The sequence below is a fragment of the Streptomyces sp. CRN 30 genome, from assembly GCF_034105845.1.
This window is the reverse complement of sequence record NZ_JAVRHI010000414.1, coordinates 1-23841: the sequence shown is the minus strand read 5'-3', so window position 1 is coordinate 23841 and position 23841 is coordinate 1. Positions and strand designations below refer to the sequence as shown.

Here is a 23841-nt window from a genome sequence, read left to right as displayed (position 1 = left end):
GCCCCGCGGCGCCCTCCCGGGCGTGCCCGGCGGGGCCCGTCCGGAGGTGCTGACCATGCACGACACACGCGCGCGGCGACTCGTCGCGACCCTGCTGACCCCGCTCGTCGCCGCCGGGGCGCTCACCGCATGCGGCCAGGGGGACCCGGAGGCCGCCGCTGCACCGGCCCGCACCACGGCCGACGCGCCGGTGCGGGCGAGCGGTGCGCCGTCGGCGTCCGTCTCCCGCGAACTGGCGGAACTCGAGCGCGAGTACGACGCCCGGCTCGGCGTCCACGCGGTCCACACCGGCACCGGGCAGGAGGTCGCCCACCACGAGGACGAACGGTTCGCCTACGCCTCCACCTTCAAGGCGCTGGCGGCGGGAGCCGTGCTGCGCGAGCGCTCCCTGGCGGGGCTGGACGAGCGGATCACGTACACGGAGGACGACCTCGCCGCGTACTCGCCCGTCACCGAGAAGCACGTCGGCACGGGGATGACCCTGGGCGAACTGTGCGACGCCGCCGTCCGGTACAGCGACAACACCGCGGCCAACCTCCTGTTCGACGAGCTCGGCGGCCCGGCGGGACTCGACGCCGTGCTGGAGGAGCTCGGGGACGACGTGACCCGGATGGAACGCGAGGAGCCCGGACTGAACGACTGGGCCCCGGGCGAGACCCGCGACACGACCACGCCGCGCGCGTTCACCGAGGACCTGCGCGCCTTCGTCCTCGGCGACGCCCTCGGCAAGGGCGAACGGGACCGGCTCACCCACTGGCTGCGGACCAACACCACCGGAGCGGGCCTCATCCGGGCGGGCGTGCCCGGGGACTGGGTCGTCGGCGACAAGACCGGCGCCGGAGGCACCTACGGGACGCGCAACGACATCGCCGTGGTGTGGCCGCCCGGCACCGCCCCGATCGTGATGTCGATCATGTCGAACCGCCACGACGAGGACGCCGAGTACGACGACGCCCTGATCGCGGAGGCCGCGTCGGTGGTCGCGGACGCGCTGACGTAGGGCCGGCGGACCCGGTCACCAGGACTCCCGTACGTACGGCACGGATCGAGGACGCCATGAGGCACTTGGATCACCCGGCCCGCCACCCGGGCCGGTCCGTCAGGTCCCGCAGCCGCGGCGGGAGGGTCCGTGCGGCCCTGGCGACGGGAGTGGTGCTCACCGTCGCCGCGGGCGTGGCCCACACCGCCGGGCTGGGCCCCTTCGCCCCCGGACCGCCGGGGCCCGATCCCGCGGCGACCGCCCGGGCGCACGCCTTCCTCGGGGAGTGGGCCGCGGGCCGCCTGCCCGAGGCGGCGGCGCTCACCTCCGACCCGCGGGAGGCTGAACGGGTCCTGCGCGGTTTCACGGAGGGTCTGGAGATCGAGGATCCGGCCCTCGTTCCGGCCGCCGCCACCGTCGGCGGCGGGGCAGCGGCGGCCGGCGAGGTGCGCGTCCCCTTCACCGCGCGGATGCCCGTCACGGGCCTGGGCACCTGGACGTACGAGTCCGGGCTCGCCCTGCGCGAGCGGGACGGCGGCGGCTGGGAGGTGCGCTGGGACCCGTCCCTCGTCCACCCGGAACTGAGCGTCACGCAGAAGTTCCGCCTGGAGCGCGAGGACACCCCCCTCGCCGGGTTCACCGACCGGGAGGGCGCGCCGCTGTCCGGTGCCGAGCACCCCTCTCTGAGTCCGGTGCTGGTCCAGCTGTCCGCCGCGGCCGGAGTCGGTCCGCGGGGCGCGATCCACCGGGTCGACCGGGCCACCGGGACGGTCACCGCGACGGAGGCCACCTTCGGCACGGACCGCCCCGGCGACGGGCCGGTCACCACCACGATCGACGCGGAGTGGCAGCGGGCCGCCGAGGAGGCCCTCGCCACCTGGGCCGAGGGGCGGAACGCCGCGGTCGTCGCCCTGCGGGTGGACGACGGCGAGATCGTCGCCGTGGCGAACTCCCCCGCGTCCGGCTTCAACCGCGCCGTGTCCGGCGGCTACGCACCGGGCTCCACCTTCAAGATCGTCACCAGTGCCGCGCTGCTGCTCGGGGGCGCCGTCGGGCCGGACGACGTGGTGGACTGCCCGAAGTACCTCACCGTCGGCAAGCGGTTCGAGAACGCGGGGAGGTCCGAGCACCGCGGTGCCACGTTCCGCGAAGCCTTCACCGAGTCGTGCAACACGGCGTTCATCGGTCTGCGCGGGGAGCTCGGCGACGGTGAGCTGGGTGAGGTGGCGAAGGAGTACTTCGGCCTCGGCCAGGAGTGGCACATCGGCGTCCCGTCGTACGACGGGTCGGTCCCCGTGCCCGGGGACGAGGCGGAGAAGGCCGCCTCGATGATCGGACAGGGCCGGGTGCTGGCCAGCCCGCTGCACATGGCGTCCGTGACGGCGACCGCGGTCACCGGGACCTTCCGCCGGCCCTCGCTGGTCCGGGGCGACCCGGGCGGCTCACGCGGCGGGGAGACGACGGGGACCACCGGCCTGCCCGGCACGGTGGTCGCCCGGCTGCGGGAGATGCTGCGCGGCACCGTCACCGACGGCACGGCGGCGGTCCTCGCGGGTCTGCCCGGCGACATCGGCGCCAAGACGGGGACGGCCGAGGTGAACGAGGACGACCCCGACAACGGCTGGCTCGTCGCCCACCGCGGCGGTGTCGCCGTCGCCTGCGTCGTCGAGCGGGGCGGCTCCGGCGACGCGTCCGCCGGCCCCGTGGTCCGCGCGCTGTTGCGCGAGGTCACCGCGGACCCGTCCTGAACCGCCGACGGGCCGGCGACGCGACTTCCATCGCGTCGTCGGCCCGCGGGTGACCACGTCCCGGCGGGGTGCTCAGCCGCCGTTCGCCGCCGGATGCCGCCGGTTCAGGGAGCGAGACAGGTGGTGGCCATGCCCGGTGTCTCGGTGAGGGCGGCGGGGTCGACGAGGGCGGTCAGGTCGGCCGAGGCCTGGGTCAGGCAGGTGATGGCTGCGGCGGGGTCCGGGACCGCGCCGGCGGACGGGGCCGCGACCCCCACGAGTACGGTCACTCCGAAAGCGACGGCAGCGATACGGCGCATGGACATCTCCTGTGTCTGTCCACCCCCGGGCACACGTCCCGAAGGCCGACGGGCTGGCTTCAGATCGCTGCCTAGCTGCCCACCGCTTCACCCGTATAGGCGCACCGTCACCCGAACGTGGGCGCCGAAACGATCCCCCGCCCACCACGGGCCGACGCACCGGTCCCGGTGCCGCCGTCAGTACGGCACCGGGACCGGTATAGCGCTCACCGGGACGGCTCGCGCGGGCTAGGCGGGGTGGTTGAAGCCGGTGAGGATCCCGTTGTAGATCTCACCGCTCGCGGACACACCCGACTCGCCGAGGGCGCCGCCGCCCTCGCCCACCTGGAGGTCCCGGTAATCACCGTTGATCGCGGGGTCCTCCAGCGCCCACGGACCGTCGTCGGCGAAGGCGGCCTGGGCCGGGAAGGCCAGGCCGAGGGCAACGATGCTCAGCAGCACGGTCGCGGTACGACGCATGTCTCACACCTCTCTCTGTCGGCAGCGGACCGCTCTCGGGAGCGGCCCCCCAGATGCTTGCCACGCGCGCACCGGGCAGGACCGGCACCGGCGCCCGCACCACTCTCCTGGGCCAGAAACCGGAGGGACCGGCCACCCGCCCGGCGCCGACGGACCGGGTCGACCATGTGACGCGTCCTCAGTAACCGCGGCCGTCACGGAGCCGTTCACAGCCCATGAACGACACCAAGCGCGTACTGGCCGTCCTCGCCGCCCTCGGTACGGCCCTGACCGTGCCCGGGACGGCACACGCCGATACGGGCCCCGCAGTGGCCGGGAAGCGGACCAGGACCGTGGAGGCCGATGCCGGCATCTTCAGTTCGCTGCCCGTCATCGGCGTCCTCGTCAACCCCTTCGGCGGCCAGCTCTTCTCGCTGCCCCTCCTCGCGCGCGTCCTCGACGCCGGGGACGGCAGGCTCGGCACGCTCCCCGCCGTCCTGGACCGCCTCGTCATCGAAGACGCCGACACCGGCACGGGCACGGGCACGGGCGGCGAATGAGCCGGTCCGCGGCCGTGGGTGCGGGACGTGCCGCCCCGGCACTTCCGACCCGTCGGACGGGGCCGGGGTCGGCAACATTTCGCGCACGATCGACACCGTCCGTCATACTTCCTTGGTCGACGTTGCGCGAAGTTCCGGCCAACGGCTCTGCGTGGCGTGAGGGAGTACGTGTACGGCGATCCTGCGGGTACCCGTAGAGCACAGCGAACAGAAGGTGAAGGCGGTCCGCATGGAGCCCGTTCCCCTCGGCGAGGGCCGCATGGCTTCCAGGCCTGGGCGCCCGCACGTATCGGCGGCACTGGACGGTGACGGCACGTGCATCGCGACGGCACGGGGCATCGCGGGCGACTTCCTGGAGCAGGTGCAGAGCGAGCACGGGCTGACCGTGTCACCGCGGGCCATGGACGTCACCCGGCTGGTGGTCAGCGAGCTGGTCACCAACGCCCGCAAGTACGCGCCCGGCCCGGTGCTGCTGGAGCTGGGCGTCATCGGTGAACTGGTGGAAGTGGCCGTCTGGGACAGCGATCCCGTGCTGCCCGTGGCCCGGGCCGCCGACCCCGGCCGGGTGGGCCAGCACGGCCTGGAGATCGTGATGGCCGTCTCCCACAGCCTGGAGGTCCGGCAGGAGCCGCCCGGCAAGCGCGTCACCGCCCGCATCGCGCTGCTGGATCCCTCGGACGACGGCGGCACCGACAGCCGCCCGTCCTGATCCCCGCCCCGGTCCCGCGCACGCCCGCCGCACTCCGCGGCCCTGTGTCCGCTGTGGCGTGAACGGTCTTCCCTGACCTCTGCGTCTGCCGTGCTTTTCCGGCACCCATGAGGCTCTTTCACACGGGACACTGCCCGGATTCCGGCCAACCTCCTCCCGGCGCTTTACCTGGGAGCGGGCCACGTAAACGCTCGCCCTACTCGTCCGTATTTCGCTTTTCCGCAGAACAGCGACGTCCGGCCGGGCGCGGCGCGGCGCCGGCAGCGGCAGGCGATATACCGGCGTCGTTGTCGGGAGCTTCTGTACTGTCATTCAGTGGCGGTCGCTCAGTCAGCGCAGTCAGCAGTTCGCGCGAGGACCGCGGAGGGGCGTAAAGGGGGGGTCCGTAAGGGGCACGGGCCTGTCCGTCAGCGGCCTGCCCGGATGTCGTCCGGGCAGGTGGCCGTACGGACAGCAGACATGCCGTGAGCAGGCCATTACGGACCTGATGCACCGGTCGTCGTCGGTCCGGCGACCGGGCGGAGCAGGGGGGAGAGGCCGATGCCGGCACCGGCAGTGGTGCCGTCCGCCATGCCTTTCGGCAGCACGCCTTCGGGCCGGCGGCTCATTCTTTCCGTATTACCGTCCGGTGCCGTTCGGCGCGGGCCAGGTCGATACGCCTCACATCTTTTTCCCCTACCGCGTGAGGGTCGCGGTAGCGCGCACATTCAACGAAAGGCCTGCCATATGGCTCGCATTTTCATCGTGGGTTCCGGCGTCGTCGGAACGGCCACCGGAAAGGGATTCCTGCACGCCGGGCACGAGGTGACCTTCATCGACATCGCTCACCGGAGGGTGGACTACCTGCGTTCCCTGGGGCTGGACGCGCGGGACACTCTCGATCTGGAGGACGAACCGGACTCGTTCGTCTTCCTCACTCTCCCCACGCCCAATGTGGGGCACCGCTATGACCTCACGGCGTTCGAGGACGGCACGACCGCGGTCGGCAAGGCCCTGGGGGCGGCCTCCGGCGTCCACGTGGTCGTCGTGCGCAGCACCGTTCCGCCCGGCACCACCGAGTCACTCGTGCAGCCGCTGCTGGAGAAGCACTCGGGGAAAACCCTGGGCGAGGAGTTCCAGCTCGCCAGCAACCCCGAGTTCCTGCGGGCCGCCTCCGCGGTCGAGGACTTCATGCATCCCTGGATGACCGTGATCGCCTCCCGCAGCACCCGCACCGTGGAGCGGCTCACCGCGCTGCTGGCGCCGTTCGGCGGGGAGCTGCGCACCTTCGGCGACCCGGCGGAGGCCGAGCTGGTCAAGTGCGCGCACAACATCTTCAACGCCACGAAGATCAGCTTCTGGAACGAGATGTGGCTGGTCAGCCAGGCGCTCGGGCTGGATCTCGACCCGATCGCGCAGACCGTCGCACGCTCGGCCGAGGGGTCCTACAACCCGTACTACGGCATCAAGGGCGGTGCTCCGTACGGCGGTGTGTGTCTGCCCAAGGACACCCAGGGGTTCCTCGGGCTCGCCGACTCCATCAGCCTGGACATGCCGCTGCTGCGGGCCGTGGTGCGGGTGAACGACGTCCTGGCCGACCGCGACGCGGCGGACGGGCGCGGCGGACGGGTGGACGGCGAGGCGGCCGTCGCCGGCCGTCTCGCCTGAACGAGAAGCGGCCATGAACGCCTTACTGGACAACGCTCTCTACGACTTCCGGTACTACCTCGTCTATCTGCCCCTGGGCATCCTGGGGCTGGTGCGCTGGAGCTGCTGGATGGTGCGCCGCATCCCCGCGGCGCTCTACCGGCAGGTGAAGAACGACTTCCGGCTGCCGCTGAGCATCGTCGTTCCCGTGTACCAGGAGGATCCCGAGATCTTCGCCCACGCCATCGAGTCCTGGCTGGCGAACGACGTCGAGGAGATCGTGCTGGTCATCGACGTCACCGACACGGCGTGCCAGGACATCGCGGCGCGCTACCCGGTGACGGTCGTCGTCACCGACGTGCCCGGCAAGCGCGACGCCCTGCGCCGCGGCTGGGAGGCGTGCTCCACCGAGCTGGTGGCGCTGGTCGACTCCGACACGATCTGGGCGCAGGACGTGGCCGCCGAGGTGTCCAAGCCCTTCGCCGACCCCCGGGTCGGCGGGGTGGGCACCCGGCAGAACGTCTACAACCCCAAGGGGTTCCTGCAGCGCGTCAACGACATGTTCCTGGACTACCGGTACTTCGACGAGAACGCCGCGCAGACCGTCATGGGGAAGGCGGTGTCCTGCCTCTCCGGCCGGACCGCCGTCTACCGGCGCGAGCTGCTGCTGGAGATATCCGAGGAGTTCATGCAGGAGACGTTCATGGGCGTCCCCTGCATGTCGGGGGACGACAAGCGGCTGACCACGCTGGTCCTCGCGCGGGGCCACCGCACCTACATGCAGCGTTCCGCGCGGGTCTGGTCGACCTTCCCGGGCACGTTGCGGATCTTCCTCAAGCAGAGACTGCGGTGGGCCCGCAACACCTGGAGATCGGATCTGCGGGCGCTGTCCAGCCCGTGGATCCGGCGCCACCCGTTCCTGGCGTTCACGATGGCCGACAAGGGCGTCAGCAGCTTCACCCTGCTGCTGTCGCCGGTGTACATGACCTACGCGATCGTGCAGGGCCACTGGTTCTTCGTCAGCACTCTGGCCGTCTGGTGGTGGGTGAGCCGGTCCATGAAGATGCTTCCGCACCTGGTCCGGCGCCCGTCGTCGTTCTTCCTGGTGCCCGGTTTCGTACTGATGTCGTTCGTGATGGCCGTCGTGAAGATCTGCGCGCTGCTGACCATCCGCAGGCAGCGCTGGCTGACGCGCGAGGTGGGGGTCGTGGACGGCGTCGCCGTCCGCACCTCCGCCCCGTCCGCCGAGCCCACCACGACCGAGGTGGGGGCATGACACACATCCGGTACCTCACCTCGGCCGTGGTCTCCCTCGCCTCGGCCCTGGTGTTCGGGGTCCTGACCGCGCCCGGGGCGGGCGCGGTCGGCGACCCGGACGTCGCCGCCTGGCAGCGCAACGACCGCCCCGACCGGCTGGTGGTGATCAGACCGCACTCGGTCAGCCTGGTCGAGCGGGGCAGCGTGGTGCAGCGGCTGGTCCCGCCGGCCGGTGTGGTGCCGCTGAGCTGGCTGGCCGCGCGCACGGGCGGGCAGTGGATCGCGTACGACCCCGGGGATCGTTCGACCGTACGCGTCGGGGCGGCCGTCCTGCTCACCCCGGACACCATCCTGCGCGTCGACGAGCGGACGAAGAACGTGCTGATGAGCGCCGGCCGGACGGCCGCCTCGGGCACCTGGATCAGGGGCAGCCGGGCCGCGCTCGACATCGAGGGCGTCACCCTGTCGTCCGTCGGCGCGGACGGCTCCCGTCCCGCGCCCGCCGACGCCCCGGGGCGCCCCTATCTCGCGATGGGGGCGGACGGCCGGCTCGACATCCGCGGCAGCACGGTGGAGGGGTTCGGGCGGGTGGGCCGCGCCGCCCAGTCCGGGGTCACCTGGGGCCGGATGAGCACCGGCTCCGTGACCTTCTCGACGTTCGACGGCAACCGTACGGGGCTGCGGCTGTCCGGCTCCTCGGGCGTCACCCTGCGGGAGGTCACGGTGCAGCGGTCGGCCGGGGACGGCATCGTCCTGGAGGGCGACCGCGGCACCACGGCCGACGGGCTGACCGCGCAGGCGGGCGGCGGCGGGGGCATCGTCCTCGACGGCGGCCCCGACCCGCGCGTCCTGACCGGTGTCGTCACCCGCGGCAACGGCAAGGCCGGGGTGCGCGCCGTCGACCAGGACGGACTGCGCCTTGAGTCACCCGTCTCGCACGGGGACCGCAGCGGCGTCGAACTGTCCTCGTGCGCGAACTGCACCGTCAGCTGGCCCACGGTGCACGACACCTCACGGGACGCGCTGCGCGTCGACGGCGCCGGCAGCCACGTCACCGTGGAACGGCCGCGGCTCAACGGCAACGGGCAGGGCACCGGCATCCGGCTGGCGTCCGGCATCGCGGGGGCCCGGGTCACCGGCGGCAAGGTGGTCGGTTTCGCCCGGGGCATCGGCATCGAGGGCTCGCACACCGAGGTGTCCGACATCTCCCTGGCGCACAACCGCACCGGGGTGACCGTCGGCGGCCGGGCCGACCGGGTGGCCCTCCAGGGCCTGCTCATCGCGGGCGGCCACACCGGTGTCACCGTCGGCCGCGAGGCCCGGCACGTCACCCTGAGCGGCTTCGGGATCAACGAGACGAGCAGCAAGGGGCTGGTGTCCGCCTCCCCGGGGCTGCGCGCCGCCTTCGGCAGGGTGTCGGGAGCGACCAGTTCCGTCGTCCTCGAGGCCCGCGCCGACCTCCGCAACCTGAAGATCGACGAGACGCACCGCGCGGTGCACCTGTCGGGTGGTGTCCGGGCCACCGGACGCGAACTCGACATCCTCGCCCAGCGGCGGGGCATCCAGACCGACCACGGGGCCCGCATGGCCCTCACCGACTCCCGGGTCAGGGCGCCGATGGCGCTCACCGGGGACGGCAGCACCACCCGGCACGGCCGTACGAGTGTCAGCCTGCCGCCGTTCCCCTGGCTCGGTGCCGCCGCCTTGAGCGCCCTGCTCCTGGCGGTCCTCCTGCAAACCATCCATCACGTCCGGCACCGCCGGACACCTCGGCCGAAGGTGGCCGCACATGTCCGCAACACCGTCTGACGCCCGGACGCCCCTGCGTCCGCGGCGTCCCGCACCGTGCGCATCCCACCTCCTCAGACGACGAGACAGGAGCCGCACCACCATGACAGTCCTCGCCCGGATCCCCCGCGTCCGCACCGGCCGCGGCGGGACGACCGCCCTCTGCGCGGCGGCGCTGCTCGCCGGCACGACCGTGGCCTTCTCCCCTCCGGTGCAGGCCGCGGCCTGCACCGGACAGATCCGCTACGCGTCGAGCACCAACACCCTGTACCTGACCTCGGGGACCAACACGCCCTCCGAGATCCTCCGGCTGTGCCCGTCCGCCCCGCTCGTCAAGAGCGCCGGCACCGCGGGCGTCTGGCAGCTGAACGCCAGCATCGTCGTCCAGAACGGCGCGATCCTCCGGCTGCACGGCACCGGCGCGGGCGGTGACGTGAACACGCTGCGGCTGCGCAGCGCCGCCGACGGCGATCCCCTGCGCGTCAGCAGCATCACCGCGCAGTACGGGACGATCGACATCGACCGGGTGACCGTCACCTCCTGGGACGAGCAGAAGAACGGTCCCGACACCGACCCGGACGTGCCCTCCGGCGGGACCCGCGGGCGCGCCTTCATCCGGGCCCTGTCCTACGTCGACGCGGGCGGCGTGGCGCGCGAGTCGCGCATGGACATCAAGGACAGCGACCTCGGGTACCTCGGCTACAACGGCGCCGAGGCCTACGGCGTCTCCTACAAGGCGCGCGGCTGCGGCATCGAGACGCCCGACGTCTGCGACCGGCTGGAGGTGCGCGGCTCGCAGACGGGCAGCCGCTTCCACCACAACTACATGGGGACGTACACCTGGGGCGCGTACGGGATGACGTTCGACGGGAACGAGTACGACAACAACGTGTCGTACGGCCTCGACCCGCACGACGACTCCGACCACCTCACGATCACGGACAACCACTCGCACCACAACGGCAACCACGGGATCATCTGCTCGCAGCGGTGCGACAACCTGGAGATCGTGGGCAACGAGGTGCACCACAACGGCATCCCGCCGTACGTGCCCCCGGGGGACGACGACCCGAGCGACAACCAGGTGCACGGCATCATGCTGCACCGCGGGGTCACCGACACCGTCGTGCGGGACAACCGGGTGTACGACCATCCGAACGGCGCCGGCATCGCGGTCTTCGACAGCAGCGACAACACCGTCACCGGGAACCGCATCGAGCGGGCCAGGTACGGGCTGCGCTACAGCGTCGGCAGCCGCGACATCACCACGACGGGCAACACCGTCACCGACAGCGGGCAGTACGCCGTCTTCACCTACAAGGGCTCCGACGCCCCCTCGTACACGGGCACCACGGGCCGTCCCGGTGATCTGACCTTCACCGGCAACACCTTCGCGGGTGCCGCGGGCGACGCGGTGCGGCTCAACGAGGGCGACGACCTGACGTTCCGGAACAACACCTTCACCGGCACGTTCGGCACCGGGCCCCTCACCCAGCGCACGACGGGCACGGTGATCGACGGCGACCGGAGGCCGGCCTCGTTCACGTACCGGGTCCGGGGTGACGCGGACACGTCCGGCAGCATCACCTTCCGCAACCTGTCGGGCGCGGTCTCGGTGCAGCTGGACACGTACAGTTCGGCGGCCTTCAGCACCGGGGGTCTCACGCCCGGCGCGACGTACAGGCTCACCGCGGGCAGCCGCACCGTCACCACCGGCCGGGCCGACGCCTCCGGTGTCGTGACCCTGCGCGCCCAGGGGAGCGGTGGCTCGGCGGCCGAGTACCGCATCTCGCCCGCCTGACCACCGGCCGCCCCGCCGGGCACGCGGGCGGGGCGGCCGACTCGCGGAGCACGACGGAACCACGGGGCGACACAGCCATGGAGCAGAGGAGTGGACCTCATGCGCAGGAGGACCTTCATCGCGGCGGGCGCGGCGGCGCTGGCGGCCGCGGTCCTCACCTCGTGCTCCGACGACGGCGAGGGCGAGGGCGAGGGCGACGGGTCCCCCTCCCCGGACCCCGACGGCCCCCGCCCGTCCGGCACGCGGGAGCTGCGCTGGGACTCCCCCGAGGTGGCCCGCTTCTTCGGGGCGCGGCTGACCGCGCGCGAGGAGGGCTCCTTCGGCATGGACCGTGTACGGCTGCTGGACGCCGAGGACCCGCTGCCCGGCCCGGTGCTGCGCGTGAGCTACCCCGCCCGCTCGGCGAGCCCCACCGTCGCGCGCCGCTGGAACCGGCCCGAGGGCGGCGCACAGCTCTACCTGCCGCTGCGCTCCGGCCCCACGGACACCCTGCACCTGCGCTACTACGTGCGGTTCCCCAAGGGCTTCGACTTCGTGAAGGGCGGCAAGCTGCCCGGCCTGTACGGCGGTGACGTCACCGGCGGCCGGCACATCCCCGACGGGGAGAACGGCCTGTCCACCCGCTACATGTGGCGCAGTGGCGGCCGCGGCGAGGTGTACGCCTACCTGCCCACCTCACAGGAGCACGGCACGTCGCTCGGCCGCGGCAACTGGCGCTGGCCCACCGACCGCTGGACGTGCGTGGAGCAGGCGGTGGCCCTCAACACGCCAGGTGAGCCGGACGGTTCGGTGGAGGTGCTCCTCGACGGCGAGCAGGTCCTCCTCGACGAGAACCTGGAGTTCCGTACCGTCGACGAGCTGAAGATCGAGGGCGTCTTCTTCTCCACCTTCTTCGGCGGCAGCGACCCGACCTGGGCGACCCCGCGGACGGGCCACGCCGACTTCGCGGCCTTCGCCGTCTCGGGCGAGCCGATCGGGCCCGTCCCCGAGGTCTGACGGTTCACGGGTTCACAGGCTGATGACGCCGGTGCGGGTGTCGGTCATGTCCAGCAGGGTCCACTTGCCGCCGATGCGGCCCCAGCCCGTGGAGCGGGCGCCGGCGCCGCCGAAGGGCATGTTGATGTCCCACCAGTTGTTGGACTCGTTGACGAGCACCTGGCCGACCTCCATCTCCTCGATGAAGCGGAACGCCGAGGTCAGACTGCGGGTGAAGACCGCGCCCTGGAGGCCGAGGGCGTCGTCGTTGGCGATGCGCAGCAGGTCGTCCTCGTCCCGTCCGGTGATGATCGGCACGACCGGCCCGAAGGACTCCTCCCTGGACAGCAGGCTGTCCTCCGGCACGTCGTCGACGACCGTGAACTCGTAGTACAGGTCGGTGGGCATCCCCGCGCGGCGGCCACCGCCGGTGAGGACCCGGGCGCCGCGGGCGCGGGCGTCCGCCAGGTGCCGGTCCATCCTGTCCGCGACGCCCTCGTTGTTGAGCGGGCCGAGCAGGGTCTTGTCGTCGAAGGGGTCGCCCAGCACGATGCGCCGCGACTCGCGCAGCACCGCCTCGGTGAACGCGTCGTGGACGTCGGCGTGCACGACGACGCGCTCGGTGGCGCAGCAGACCTGGCCCGCGCAGGGGTAGGCGCCGTCGACGGCGGCCCGGGCGGCGGCGTCGACGTCGGCGTCGGCGAGGACGACCAGGGGGCCGTTGCCGGAGCACTCCATCAGAGACCGCTTCAGGCCGGCGGCGGCCTGGATCCGCGCCCCGGTGGCGGAGGAGCCGATGAAGCCGACGGCGTGGATGCCCGGGTGCCTGACCAGCGCGTCGCCGAAGTCACCGGGGCCGGGGAGGACGTTCACCAGGCCGCCGGGCACACCGGCCGCGACCAGGGCCTCCATGGCCTTCAGGACCGTCAGCGGGGTGTTCTCCGGCGGCTTGACCACCAGGGCGTTGCCGGTGGCGAGGCCGGGCGCGGCGAACTCGGCGAACATCAGCAGGGGGAAGTTCCACGGCGTGATCACCGCCCAGGTGCCCACGGGGCGGTGGAAGGTGAACATCCGCTTGGTGCTGTCGCGGGAGGGCAGGGTCTCGCCGTGCAGCCGTACCGCGTCCTCGGCGTGCAGGCGGAACAGTTCCGCCGCCTCCGTGACGTCGGCGACCGACTCCGCCAGGGGCTTGCCCTGTTCCAGGGTCTGCAGCCGGGCCAGCTCGTCGCGGCGGCGGTCGAGCTCGTCGGCGACGCGGCGGCACAGCGCGGCCCGCTCCCAGACGTTGGTGGCGGCCCACTCCCGCTGGGCGGCGTGCGCCGCGTCCACCGCGGCGTCGAGGTCGGCCCGCACCGGCAGCGGGAACGAGCCGACGCTCTCGCCCGTGGCCGGGCTGACCACGTCGTGGAGGTCGCCTCCGGCGCCTTCGGTGAAGGCGCCGTTGACGAAGAGCCGCTGGAACGAGGGCGGGTGGGGCATGGACGGTCCTCTCGATCGACGTACGGGGCGGACGTGACGGACGGTGCAGCTCCAACATCGGCGAAGGCCGGACCTCGTGGTGCCCGTTCGCCGACAGCTTCACAAGTGCGGCGGACGACTCCCAGTTGCGCGGCCCCGGTCACCGTCGAGCGGTGGTGTTCGCCCCGTCCAGTGCCTCCCGGACGACGTCCGCGTGCCCGGCGTGCTGGGCCGTCTCCCTGAGCAGGTGCAGCAGGATCCGGCGGGCGCCCCAGTACTCGGTCTGCGGCGGGGACCAGGGAGTGCGGTCGTGCGCCGGGCGGCCTGGGCGTCCGTAAGGCCCTCCACGGTGATCAACAACAGCCGTCGCGGATCGGTGAGTTCACGCAGCAGCTCGCCGCGCTCGTCGTCGGGGGGACCCAGGGCCGGGTCGTCCGGCGGGGCCGAAGTGGTCATGGGCCGACCCCAGGGAACGAGTAGGTCACCAGGTGTCTCAGATCGGGCGTCACCCGTGCGGGGCACAGGACGCCGGCGGACGCGGCCCGGAGCGCGGCCGGAAGGTGCGGTGGCGCCGTCAATACCGGTGGCGGGCCGACGGGCATCCGGGTGACGGGCCACGCCGGCGGTCCGTCCGCGGCGACCGGCTGTGCCAGGATCGGCACCCGTTCGCCGCCGCCGGAAGGCCGCCGCGCCCTGTCCGCCGCGCGGCAGGCCCGGCCCCGGCGGAGACCGTGACCGGTGACCGCCTCCCGTTCGTCCGGCGCGCCCCGGGCGAACCACCCGACCCGTCAGAGGACACGTCCGTGACCGACACCTCCGCACACTCCGCCGTCCGCGCGGCACCGGTTCCGCCCCCCGCGGCCCCCTCCCCTCCCCCGGGCCCGTCGGCGGACCCCCTCCCCCGGGGCGCGCCGTCGCGCCCTCCCCGGCTCCTCGTCATTCCGCTGCTCCTGGCCGTGGCCGGGGTGCTCTGGCTCGCGCACTCCGCGTACGCCGTCTGCCGCCGGGTCCTGCGCCGTCCCGCCGCGCACGAGCAGCGGGTCGCGAGGCTGGGGGCCACCGTGCGGCGGCTGGCCGGTGAGCGCGCGGGGCTGCTGTGCACGGGCACCGGGGAGTGGCGCTCGGCGGTGGCGCTCCGTGGCCGCTCGTTCAAGTCGGCGGCCCGTCCCGTTGAGTTCGCCCTCGACGCCGTACTGGAACTGGACACCGAGCACCGGGTCGTCCGGGTGGAGCCCGGTGTCACCATGGGGCGGCTCGTCCGTCACCTCGTCCGCCGGGGCTGGACCCTCCCCGTCGCGCCGGGCCCCGACGGTCTCACGGTCGGCGGGCTGACCATGGGGTCCGGCGTCGACTCCACGTCGCACCGGCACGGCCCGTTCGCCGACACCGTGGTGGCCTACGAGGTGCTGCTGGGGACCGGCGAGGTGGTCCGGGCGTCGGCCGCGGAGCATCCCGACCTCTTCCACGCGCTGCCCTGGAGCCGGGGCTCCCTCGGGTTCTTGGTCGCGGTCGAGCTGCGGGTCGTCCCGGCCCACGCCTGGGTCGAGGTGCGGTACCACCCGGTGACCGGCCTCGTGGACCTGTGCCGGGACCTCACCCGCCTCGCCGACACGGCGGACGGTCCCGCGTTCGTCGAGGGGTTCGTCACCGGTCACGACGAGGGCGTCGTCGTGACCGGTGAGTTCGCCGACCGCGCGAAGGGCCAAAGGAGCCGTGTCCACCGGTGGTACGCGCCGTGGTTCCCCGCGCACGCACGGAACTGCGCGCGGGCCGGGGGCCGCGTCGAGTACCTGCCGCTGCGGCACTACCACCGCCGTCACCGCCGTGGCCCCTTCGCGGCCGGCGCCCTGCTGGCCCCCTTCGGCGGCCACCCGCTGTTCCGCCTGCCGCTGGGCTGGGCGACGCGTTCCGGCAGCGCGTTCCTGGGACCCGTCCTGACCCGGCGGATCCGCCACCACCTGCGGCGGGACGTCGTCGCGCAGGAGGCGCTCGTACCGGCACAGCACCTGGAGGAGCTGGTCCGCCACTGCCGGCAGGTCTACGAGATCGACGAGCTGTGGGTCCGTCCGGTACGGCTGACCCGCGGGGGGACCCCGGGTCTCGTCGGTCCGGGCCCCGAGGTCGGCCCCGGGCAGCGGCAGTTGTTCATGGACGTCACCGTCGTCTCCGGCGTGCCCGGTCCGGTGCGCCGGGGGGAGCCGTGGGACCCGCGGGACGCCACGCGCCGGTTCGCGGCATGGGTGGGCGGACGGAAGGGCTTCCAGGCCCCGTACGGTCCCTCGGAGTCGTCGCGCGACGAGTACCGCGCGATGTTCGACTGCTGGCTGTACGACCGGGTGCGGCTCGCGTACGGCGCCGAGGGCGTCTTCGTGGACGCGTACGACAAGGGCGTCGCCGGCCGGACCGACGCCTGAGGGCCCTGCCGGGCCGGCGGGCGAACGGGCGGGAAGGCAGCCAAGCAGAGAAAACCCCGCCCCCGGTGATGCCGGGGGCGGGGTCTCGTCGAGCGCCGGGCAGGCCTTGCACCTGCATCTCCCCGCAGGAAGCGGGACGTCTTTCCTTGGACCACCAACGCGCGGGCCACCGCCTGTGGTTCGTGGCGGCGAGCTCAAGATCCACTATAGCCCACGGGCCACCGGCACGCACAACGGCGGGACGATGCGGATCTCCCGCCACCGGGTGTGACGGCACGACGAGGCGGGTGAATCGGCGGCGTTCCCCAAGGAACGCGCGGGGAGGCCGGCACAGTCACTCACACGGCTCAGTGACCAACCGGCCCGCACGCCGTTGGGTAGTGCAACCGCCGCGGCACCGGCCTCTTCCTCCCTCCCCCGACGGCAGGCGTCCAGCGCGCAGCACGCCCTTTCGCAAAGGAGTTCCCATGGCCCGCCGGACGCAGCCCACCCCCATGCGTACCCTGCGCACGCTCCTCGCCGCCGCCATGCTCACCAGCGCTTCCCTCACCGGTACGGCCGACGCCGCTCCCCCCGTGGCTCCGAGCCGCGGATTCAACGACTTCACCTGCCGGCCGTCCGCCGCCCATCCACGGCCGGTGGTGCTGGTCCACGGAACCGGCGCCAACTCCATCGACAACTGGGCCTTCCTGGCCCCGTACCTGGTGCGCCGCGGCTACTGCGTCTTCGCCCTCGACTACGGGCAGACCGGCGTGCCCATGGTGCACGGCCTGGGCCCGATCGAGGAGTCCGCCGAGCAGCTGGCCGACTATGTCGACCGGGTGCGGGTCGCGACCGGTGTCCGCGAGGTCGACATGCTCGGCCAGTCGCAGGGCGGCCTGATGCCCCGTTACTACCTGAAGTTCCTCGACGGCGCGGACGAGGTGTACAACTTCATCGGCATCGTCCCGCCCAACCACGGCACCACCCTGCACGGGCTGGCCAACATCGCCCGCGCGGCCGATCTGGACGCCGCGACCGTCCGGGTCGCGCCCGCCCTCGTTCAGCAGCTCGCCGGCTCGGCCTTCCTCACCAAGCTCAACCGCGGCGGCGACACCGTCCCCGGCGTCCGCTACACCGTCATGGCCACTCTCTACGACGAGAACGTCACCCCGTCGTGGTCGGCGTTCCTCGACGGACCGAACGTCCGCAACCTCTACATCCAGGACCTCTGTCCACTCGACGTCTCCTTGCACGCCATGAGCGGCCAGATCGACCGCATCGTCCACCACGAGATCACCAACATCCTCGATCCCGCACACGCCACCCCCACCACCTGCGCCTCCGCGTCCCTGCTCTGACCGCCGCCGAGGGCATACCGCCGCGCATCGGGGGCAGCCGCTTGCCATGACCCACCGGCGCCCGACGCGCGGCAGGCACGAGGGCCGACGTCCGGGCGACCTCATCACGGCAACGACGCAGTGGAGGTACTGACGATGGCATGGGCCCACGACCAGCACGGGAGCCACCAGGCCACCCCCGGGCCAGCGGCCGGGCAGCGCAACGGGTTCGGCATCGCGGCCCTGGTGCTCGGCCTGCTGGCCGCGGTGCTGTTCTGGACCGTGATCGGCGGGATCGCGCTGGGGGTGCTCGCCGTCGTCTTCGGCATCCTCGGTCACCGCCGCAAGAAGCGCGGTATCGCGAGCAACGGCGCCATGGCGCTCATCGGCGCGGTGCTGGGTGCGCTGGCGCTGATCGCCTCGTCGCTCATCCTCGCGGCGGGTGTGTCGCTGCTCAACAGCGACGAGTTCAAGAGCTACTCGGACTGCGTCGAGCACGCGAACACCCAGGCGGAGCGTGAGCAGTGCGCCGAGGACTTCGAGCGGGACGCCAACAACTGACGCAGGCGGGCCCCGGTGGGCGCGGCGGACGGTCGGCCGTCCACCGCGCCCGCGCCGTTCCCGGGGACCGGGCCCGGCCCGCGCTCAGGCGTGGGCGGTGCGCCGGGCGGCGGACGGTTTCAGTCGTTCCAACGGTGTGCAGTAGTCCAGGCCCTCCAGCGAACGGTCCTGGATGAACCGGAGCACGAGGTCGGCGTACTCCGCCTCGCGCTCCAGGTGGACCATGTGGTCCGCGTTCTTGATGAGCGTGAACGTGGAGTCGGTGATGGTGGCCGCGACGGCACGGTTCTCGTCGGGGGTGCTGGTCTGGTCGTGTTCCCCGGTGAACACGAGGGTGGGTATGCCGTGCAGTCCGCCGGGCGGGTAGAGCTCCTCGTCCAGCAGCAGCCGGTGGCTGGTGACGTAGCGGCGGGACGAGCCGGCGTGGTGCGTGAAGTACCGCTGGAGCATGCGGTTCACGGCCGAGACGTGGGGGATGTCCTCGGCCCGGGACGAGTTCACCAGGATCTTCACGATGCTCCGGGCGAGCTGCTCGTCGACCGCCTCCTCCATGGCGTGGTCGCCGGTGCGCTGCGGCCGGTCGACCAGGTTGCGGGTCAGCTCGGCCACCCCGGCGTGCACTTCGTGGGTGGCGCCGACGAGGAGGAGGCGGGCGATGCGCTCGGGGAAGGCGCGGGCCAGCCGGAACGCGATGGGCGCGCCGTAGGAGACGCCGAGGAAGTTGACCCGTTCGACCCGCAGTTGGTCCAGCGCGTGGCAGAGCACGCCGATGTAGCTGTCGAAGCACTGGTCGGCGGGGTCCGGCGCATCGTCGAGGTCGGGCAGTTCCGGGATGATGATGTCGGTGTGCGAGGTGATCCTCTTCTCCAGCCGCGCCCAGGCGTGCACGTGCTGCACCCCGCCGCTGACGACGACGAGGGGTTCGGTCGTCGGCCGCCGGTCGGCGGCCACGTAGCGGCAGTCGTAGGACATGCCGTGCCAGGACAGAGTGACGATTTTTTCTTTCACTGCCATGGAGTTCTCCGGGAACTGTGCAGGTCGAACGGGGTCACACGGTGGCGCGCTCGGCCACCAGGTCGGCCAGGGCCGCCACGGTGGGCGCCTGGGAGAGGGTGTGTTCGGTGAGGACCAGTCCCAGCCGGTCCTCCAGGGCCATGGACAGCACGGTCACCGCCATGGAGTCGATGCCGGCCTGCAGCAGGGTGGCGTCCGGAGTGATCGGATCCGCCGGCAGACCCGCCTTGCTCACCAGGACGTGCTTGATGAAAGCGAAGTCGATGATGTCCGGGGTGTCGTCGTCGCCGCTCGTTACCTTCGAGGGCAGGGTCATGAGAGTGCCTCCACGTCGTCGGGCCACACCAGAGTGCTGGCGGCCCAGGTGAATCCAGCGCCGAAAGCAGCCACCGCGACCCGATGGCCGGGAATGAGATCCCCCGTGCCGGCGGCGTGCGCGAGCAGCAGGGGGATGGATGCCGTCGACGTGTTGCCGACCTCTCCGATGTTGGACGGCACCCGCTCCGGCGGGACGCCCAAGGTGTCGGCCACCGTGGCGCTGATCCGCGCGTTGGCCTGGTGGACGACGAGCCGGTCGACGTCCTCGACGGCCCATCCGGCCGCGGCGGCCGCGTCCCGCACCGCCTCGCACATACGGCGCACCGCGTGGCGGAACACCTCTTTGCCGTCCATCCGCAGGAACCTGTCGGCCTCGGCGTCCGCCGACCCGGTGCCCGTCCGGCGGAAACCTCCGCCGGGGATGCAGAGGGGGGCGACGCGCGCACCGTCACTCCCCCAGGCGACCGGGCCCAGGGTTCCGGGGTCGCCCGGCCGGCCGGCCGTCAGCACCACGGCACCCGCTCCGTCGCCGAAGATGGGTGCCGTGATCCGGTCGGTGGGATCGACGGCACGGTGCATCACGTCGGCCCCCACCACCAGCACGGTGCGGCAGATGCCCGCGTGCAGGAGCCCCGCCGCCACGTTGACGCAGTAGATGAAGCCCGAACAGCCCGCTATGACGTCGAACGCCGGCACCTGGGGCAGTCCCAGCCCGTGGGCCACCGCCGGCGCGGTGCCGGGGATGGGGTGGTCGGGCGTGGCGGTCGCCAGCAGCACCGTGTCGACGTGGTCCACTCCCGCCGACTTCATCGCCCGCAGCCCCGCCTCGACCGCCATGTCACTGGTCGCCGTGTCCGGTTCCGCGACGTGGCGGGTGGTGACACCGATCCGCGCCCTGATCCATTCGTCCGACGTGTCCAGCCGCGAGCAGACCTCGGCATTGGTCATCCGACGCGGCGGCACCCACGCTCCCAGGCCGACTATTCGGGCGGCGATGCCCGACAAATGCGGTATGACCTCTGATCTAGCCATATAACGTACGGTACAGTGAAGAATGCGAACGGTCACTTCAAGAGGGCCCGACGGGACGGCACCCGCGCGGCACCCCTCGGCGACCGGCCGCCGCACGGGCGGTCACGGCACCGACGGACCGCCCAGGTAGGTGCCGTCGGAGTCGTGGGGCCAGGCGTTGGCCACGCAGCCCTTCAGGCCCTTGATCTGCTGCATCATCACCGGCGCGGGCGCCCCCGCACGGGGACACGTCTCGTGTCCGCGGCCCAGGCGGTGACCCACCTCGTGGTTGACGATGAGTGCCCGGTACTCCTCTATGGGCCCCGGGAACTGCGGTGATCCGGACGTCCAGCGTTTGAGGTTGACGACGACATCGTTGTCCACCCGGCAGTTGACCTCGCCGCCGGTGTCCAGCCCGGCCCTCCCGCACAGCAGGTCCACGGTGGCCGGGGTGGCGATCCTGACGGTCAGGTCCGCGGAGGCCGAGTCGGTCGGCACGAAGGCCACCTCCCCGTGGGCCGTCCAGCCCCGGGGGTCGGTCAGCACCTCGTGCACGGTGCGCGCCTCGTGCTCGGCGTCCAGGCCGGTGCGATCCTCCACCTGTACGCGGTACGTCAGCACGTCCGGACCACCGGCGCCCTCGCCCGTGGTGTCCGGCCGGCCCGCACCGTCGACGCGTGCGGTCGTGAAGCGGGCGGACACCCCGCCGTCGAAGGCCGCGCCGAAGCGGTCGGAGAGCAGCGGCACCGCGGCGAGCAGGACGATCGCCGCCAGAGCGAGGGCAGCCACCGCCCCGTACCGATGGCGCCGCGCTCTGCCGCCCTGGTCCCGCACCCCGTCCATGTACCCCGCCCGCCCCGTCCGTCCCCGTGTGCACCGCCGGGCGGCGTCCGCTCCGCGTGGCCGCCCCGCCCCCTGGGAGGACGAGAGCGCGGAGCCGGAGGTTGCTCGCGGCAACCACCGGATGCGCCGGGCGCCGGGGAGGTGGCCGGTCCGGGTCTCCCCGTTCCTACCCACTAGTTTCTACATTGCTGTAGAAATAAGGGAGGGGCGGGCCACCACCACGGCGGACCCGCCCCTGACCGGCGCGACATGACGACATGACGACTTACGGAGTTGCTGATGGCCCTGTGGGACCGCATCAAGGAGTCCGCATCGACGATGCAGACCCAGCTGATGTCGAAGAAGAACGATCTGAAGAGCGGCGCCTTCCGCGACGCCAGCATGGCGATGTGCGCGCTGGTCGCCGCCGCCGACGGCTCCGTCGACCCGTCCGAGCGGCAGCGGGTGGCCCAGCTCATCGCCACCAACGAGGTGCTGCAGAACTTCCCCGCCGACGACCTGCACCGCCGCTTCGAGCAGAACCTGGACAGGCTCACCGCCGACTTCGCGTTCGGCAAGGTCAGCGTGCTCCAGGAGATCGCCAAGGCGAAGAAGAAGCCCGCCGAGGCGCGTGCCGTCATCCAGATCGGTATCGTTATCGGCGGCGCCGACGGCTACTTCGACACCCATGAACAGGCCGTCGTCCGCGAGGCATGCTTCACTCTCGACCTGCCGCCCCACGAATTCGACCTCTGAACCAAGCGGCGCCTGTGCCGGGCCGACACCCCGATCGGGTGTCGGCCCGACGCGTCGCCGTCGCAAGGTCCCGGCCGCCGCGGTCCGCGCCACGGCGGCCGGTCACCCCCTCGGAGCCCGCGTCATGCCCCCGGCCGGGCACCCGGGGTCACCGGATGTCGTCGAGCTCGAAGTCCGTCCCGACGACGAGGGTCACCACACCGGCGGTCGCACCCTCGTCCGGCCCGGCCTCGGCGCCGGTCACCCGCGAGGTGAGCGCCGCGGCCTGCGCCTCCAGTCCCTGCGGCGCGGTGACGGTGGTGGTGTCGGTGTTCTCCGGGGCGTTGCCCGTGCCGACGACGGTGAACCCGACCTCGCCCAGCTGCTCGGCGACCTCGGCGGCGCGCCCGGAGACCCCGGTTCCGTTGAGGACCTGCACCCGTACGGAGGACGCGTACACGAGGTTCTCGGCGTCGGCCTCCAGCTCCTCCTTGTCGACCTCCTGGTCCTTGGCCAGGGCGGTGAACAGGGTGGCGGCCTGCGGGTACTGCCACACGACGTTGGCCTTGTCGGTGGCCACGTCGGCCTCGCGCGGGTAGTTGGGCACGGTCAGGAAGGTCAGCCGGTCCTCGGGGATGCCCTGGATCTCGGAGGCGAGACCGTACAGCGGCTTGATGCCGGCCAGGTCCTCGTCCGTGGTCAGCGACTTGGTGGCGGACTGCAGGAAGCCGTGGAGCGCGGTCGGGTCGGCCAGCTTGGTCTGCGCCTTGGCGGCGAGGGCCTCCATGAACTCCTGCTGGCGGCCTATGCGCCCGATGTCGGAACCGTCGCCGACGCTGTACCGGGTGCGGACGTAGCCGAGCGCCGTCTCGTCCTTGACGGTCTGGCAGCCGGCCTCCATGTCCAGGTGGGCCTTGTCGTCGTGGATGGCCTCCTCGGGGCAGACCTCGATGCCGTCCAGGGCGTTGACCATGCCCTTGAAACCCTGGAAGTCCACGGACATGAAGTGGTCGATGCGCATCCCGGTGTTGGCCTCCACCGTCCGGATGGTGCAGGCGGCGGCGTCGGCGACCTCGCCGCTGGTGCCACCGATCGCGAACGCCTCGTTGATCTTGAAGCTGTGCGGGTCGGAGGTGCTGCCGTCACCCTTGTCGCACGCGGGTATCCGCACCCAGGAGTCACGCGGCAGGGACACCACCGTGGCCCACTCCCGGTTCGCCGGGATGTGCAGCACCATCAGCGTGTCCGACTGCATGGTGGTGAGGCCCTCGCCGTACCCGGCGTTGTCCCCGTCACGGCTGTCGGAACCGACGACCAGGATGTTCTTCGATCCGGGGCTGAGGTTGGCGGGGCGGTCCCCGCCCAGTCTGTCCTCGATGTCGGCACCGTGGATGTTGCCGTTCAGGTCCTGGTATATCCAGGCGCCCGCTCCCGCGACACCGAGCACCAGCACCCCGCACACACCCGCCGTCCAGGCCAGCGTCCGGCCCCGCTTCGTCAGCCGCGTCGTCGGCTTGCCTCGGGACGGAGTGCTGCCCCGCCTTCTCGTACCGCCCACCGGGGATCCCCCTCTGTCCTTCCGGCCGGCCGCTGCCCGCGGCTGTTCTCGACCGTGTCTGGCCTCCCGTGCGTCTGTGCAGCGGGCTGCTGAACTCTATGTCCCGTCAGAGATACGAATGACTGTCCCTCGTATCTCACCTGTCTCGTCCGTCTCACTCCCGCGCGCCCCGGACGGCGTCGCGGCGCGGCGCTCGTCCTCCTGCCCGCCCTCGTCCTCGTGCTCCTCCGTGCCCTTCGCCGGCCGGCCCCGCGCCGGTTCAGAAGGGCGTCGCCGCGTGCAGGATGAAGAACATGGTCACGGCGCTGTTCGCGGACGACATCGCCGAGACGGCCGTCCCCGCGGCGGCACCCCAGGCCGCCAGGCCGGGCGTGCTGAACACCGACGGCCAGCTGCGCACCGCGGGCGCCGGACCGAGCAGCGCGGCCACCCGGCGCGGCACCGGGCCCGG

Annotated in this window: 21 protein-coding genes and 2 pseudogenes; 13 read left to right on the top strand and 10 right to left on the bottom strand. The window is 72.4% G+C overall.

The window, feature by feature from the left end; translation table 11 throughout:
* The first annotated feature begins 55 nt into the window (after positions 1-55).
* Together bla and UW392_RS45610 are read left to right on the top strand one after the other, a co-directional pair.
* On the top strand, positions 56-1000 hold the full coding sequence (bla, locus tag UW392_RS45615; RefSeq protein WP_320781229.1) for a class A beta-lactamase: 945 nt from the start codon (positions 56-58) through the stop codon (positions 998-1000).
* A 56-nt stretch (positions 1001-1056) separates the two neighbouring features.
* Entirely contained in the window at positions 1057-2727 is a 1671-nt protein-coding gene (locus tag UW392_RS45610) for a penicillin-binding transpeptidase domain-containing protein (RefSeq protein WP_320781228.1), read from the top strand.
* A 104-nt stretch (positions 2728-2831) separates the two neighbouring features.
* Here UW392_RS45610 and UW392_RS45605 read toward each other — a convergent pair whose 3' ends face one another.
* Together UW392_RS45605 and UW392_RS45600 are read right to left on the bottom strand one after the other, a co-directional pair.
* Positions 2832-3026: a hypothetical protein gene (locus UW392_RS45605; RefSeq protein ID WP_320781227.1), complete on the bottom strand. Its 195-nt coding sequence runs from the start codon at positions 3024-3026 to the stop codon at positions 2832-2834.
* A 228-nt stretch (positions 3027-3254) separates the two neighbouring features.
* Complete coding sequence (locus UW392_RS45600) at positions 3255-3485, bottom strand: hypothetical protein (protein ID WP_320781226.1); 231 nt, start codon at positions 3483-3485, stop codon at positions 3255-3257.
* A 215-nt stretch (positions 3486-3700) separates the two neighbouring features.
* Between UW392_RS45600 and UW392_RS45595 the strand changes: the two genes are divergently transcribed.
* The 7 genes from UW392_RS45595 (at position 3701) to UW392_RS45565 (ending at position 12201) form a co-directional block, all read left to right on the top strand.
* Positions 3701-4024: a hypothetical protein gene (locus UW392_RS45595; protein ID WP_320781225.1), complete on the top strand. Its 324-nt coding sequence runs from the start codon at positions 3701-3703 to the stop codon at positions 4022-4024.
* 229 nt (positions 4025-4253) lie between these two features.
* Positions 4254-4733, top strand: coding sequence for an ATP-binding protein (locus tag UW392_RS45590; RefSeq protein WP_320781224.1), 480 nt, complete (start codon positions 4254-4256; stop codon positions 4731-4733).
* 726 nt (positions 4734-5459) lie between these two features.
* Positions 5460-6380: a hypothetical protein gene (locus tag UW392_RS45585; protein ID WP_320781223.1), complete on the top strand. Its 921-nt coding sequence runs from the start codon at positions 5460-5462 to the stop codon at positions 6378-6380.
* A 13-nt stretch (positions 6381-6393) separates the two neighbouring features.
* Entirely contained in the window at positions 6394-7635 is a 1242-nt protein-coding gene (locus tag UW392_RS45580; RefSeq protein ID WP_320781222.1) for a glycosyltransferase, read from the top strand.
* Entirely contained in the window at positions 7632-9425 is a 1794-nt protein-coding gene (locus UW392_RS45575) for a right-handed parallel beta-helix repeat-containing protein (protein ID WP_320781221.1), read from the top strand. Before UW392_RS45580 ends, UW392_RS45575 begins: the two co-directional genes overlap by 4 nt.
* Before the next feature lie 82 nt (positions 9426-9507).
* Positions 9508-11205, top strand: coding sequence for a right-handed parallel beta-helix repeat-containing protein (locus tag UW392_RS45570; RefSeq protein WP_320781220.1), 1698 nt, complete (start codon positions 9508-9510; stop codon positions 11203-11205).
* A gap of 99 nt (positions 11206-11304) precedes the next feature.
* Positions 11305-12201: a polysaccharide lyase gene (locus tag UW392_RS45565; RefSeq protein ID WP_320781219.1), complete on the top strand. Its 897-nt coding sequence runs from the start codon at positions 11305-11307 to the stop codon at positions 12199-12201.
* A 12-nt stretch (positions 12202-12213) separates the two neighbouring features.
* Here the strand turns inward: UW392_RS45565 and UW392_RS45560 are convergent, their stop codons facing one another.
* Positions 12214-13659, bottom strand: a complete 1446-nt coding sequence (locus UW392_RS45560; RefSeq protein WP_320781218.1) for an aldehyde dehydrogenase family protein — start codon at positions 13657-13659, stop codon at positions 12214-12216.
* 139 nt (positions 13660-13798) lie between these two features.
* A pseudogene (locus tag UW392_RS45555) lies at positions 13799-13939 on the bottom strand (DUF664 domain-containing protein); the annotation flags it as partial.
* A gap of 502 nt (positions 13940-14441) precedes the next feature.
* Between UW392_RS45555 and UW392_RS45550 the strand changes: the two are divergent.
* The 3 genes from UW392_RS45550 to UW392_RS45540 all read left to right on the top strand — a co-directional run bounded on the left by UW392_RS45550 (position 14442) and on the right by UW392_RS45540 (position 17932).
* Positions 14442-16052, top strand: coding sequence for an FAD-binding protein (locus tag UW392_RS45550; RefSeq protein WP_320781217.1), 1611 nt, complete (start codon positions 14442-14444; stop codon positions 16050-16052).
* Between the two features lie 467 nt (positions 16053-16519).
* Positions 16520-17392, top strand: a complete 873-nt coding sequence (locus tag UW392_RS45545; protein ID WP_414497381.1) for an alpha/beta fold hydrolase — start codon at positions 16520-16522, stop codon at positions 17390-17392.
* A gap of 135 nt (positions 17393-17527) precedes the next feature.
* A complete protein-coding gene (locus UW392_RS45540; protein ID WP_320781216.1) occupies positions 17528-17932 on the top strand; it encodes a DUF4190 domain-containing protein in 405 nt (134 codons plus the stop codon).
* An 84-nt stretch (positions 17933-18016) separates the two neighbouring features.
* Here UW392_RS45540 and UW392_RS45535 read toward each other — a convergent pair whose 3' ends face one another.
* From UW392_RS45535 to UW392_RS45520, 4 genes are all read right to left on the bottom strand, one after another.
* On the bottom strand, positions 18017-18946 hold the full coding sequence (locus tag UW392_RS45535; RefSeq protein ID WP_320781215.1) for an alpha/beta hydrolase: 930 nt from the start codon (positions 18944-18946) through the stop codon (positions 18017-18019).
* A gap of 34 nt (positions 18947-18980) precedes the next feature.
* Positions 18981-19262: an acyl carrier protein gene (locus tag UW392_RS45530; protein ID WP_320781214.1), complete on the bottom strand. Its 282-nt coding sequence runs from the start codon at positions 19260-19262 to the stop codon at positions 18981-18983.
* Complete coding sequence (locus UW392_RS45525; protein ID WP_320781213.1) at positions 19259-20296, bottom strand: beta-ketoacyl-ACP synthase III; 1038 nt, start codon at positions 20294-20296, stop codon at positions 19259-19261. Before UW392_RS45525 ends, UW392_RS45530 begins: the two co-directional genes overlap by 4 nt.
* Before the next feature lie 102 nt (positions 20297-20398).
* The gene (locus UW392_RS45520; RefSeq protein WP_320781212.1) at positions 20399-21064 is read right to left on the bottom strand and encodes a DUF3152 domain-containing protein; all 666 of its coding nucleotides are present in this window, start codon (positions 21062-21064) and stop codon (positions 20399-20401) included.
* Between the two features lie 333 nt (positions 21065-21397).
* On the opposite strand from UW392_RS45520, the gene UW392_RS45515 reads away from it, so the two are divergent.
* Entirely contained in the window at positions 21398-21853 is a 456-nt protein-coding gene (locus UW392_RS45515) for a TerB family tellurite resistance protein (RefSeq protein ID WP_320781211.1), read from the top strand.
* A gap of 148 nt (positions 21854-22001) precedes the next feature.
* Here UW392_RS45515 and UW392_RS45510 read toward each other — a convergent pair whose 3' ends face one another.
* Both UW392_RS45510 and UW392_RS45505 read right to left on the bottom strand, forming a co-directional pair.
* Positions 22002-23294 carry an LCP family protein gene (locus UW392_RS45510; RefSeq protein ID WP_320781241.1) on the bottom strand — a complete coding sequence of 431 codons (1293 nt, stop codon included), beginning with the start codon at positions 23292-23294 and terminating at the stop codon, positions 22002-22004.
* Between the two features lie 355 nt (positions 23295-23649).
* Positions 23650-23841: pseudogene (locus tag UW392_RS45505) on the bottom strand (M56 family peptidase); the annotation flags it as partial.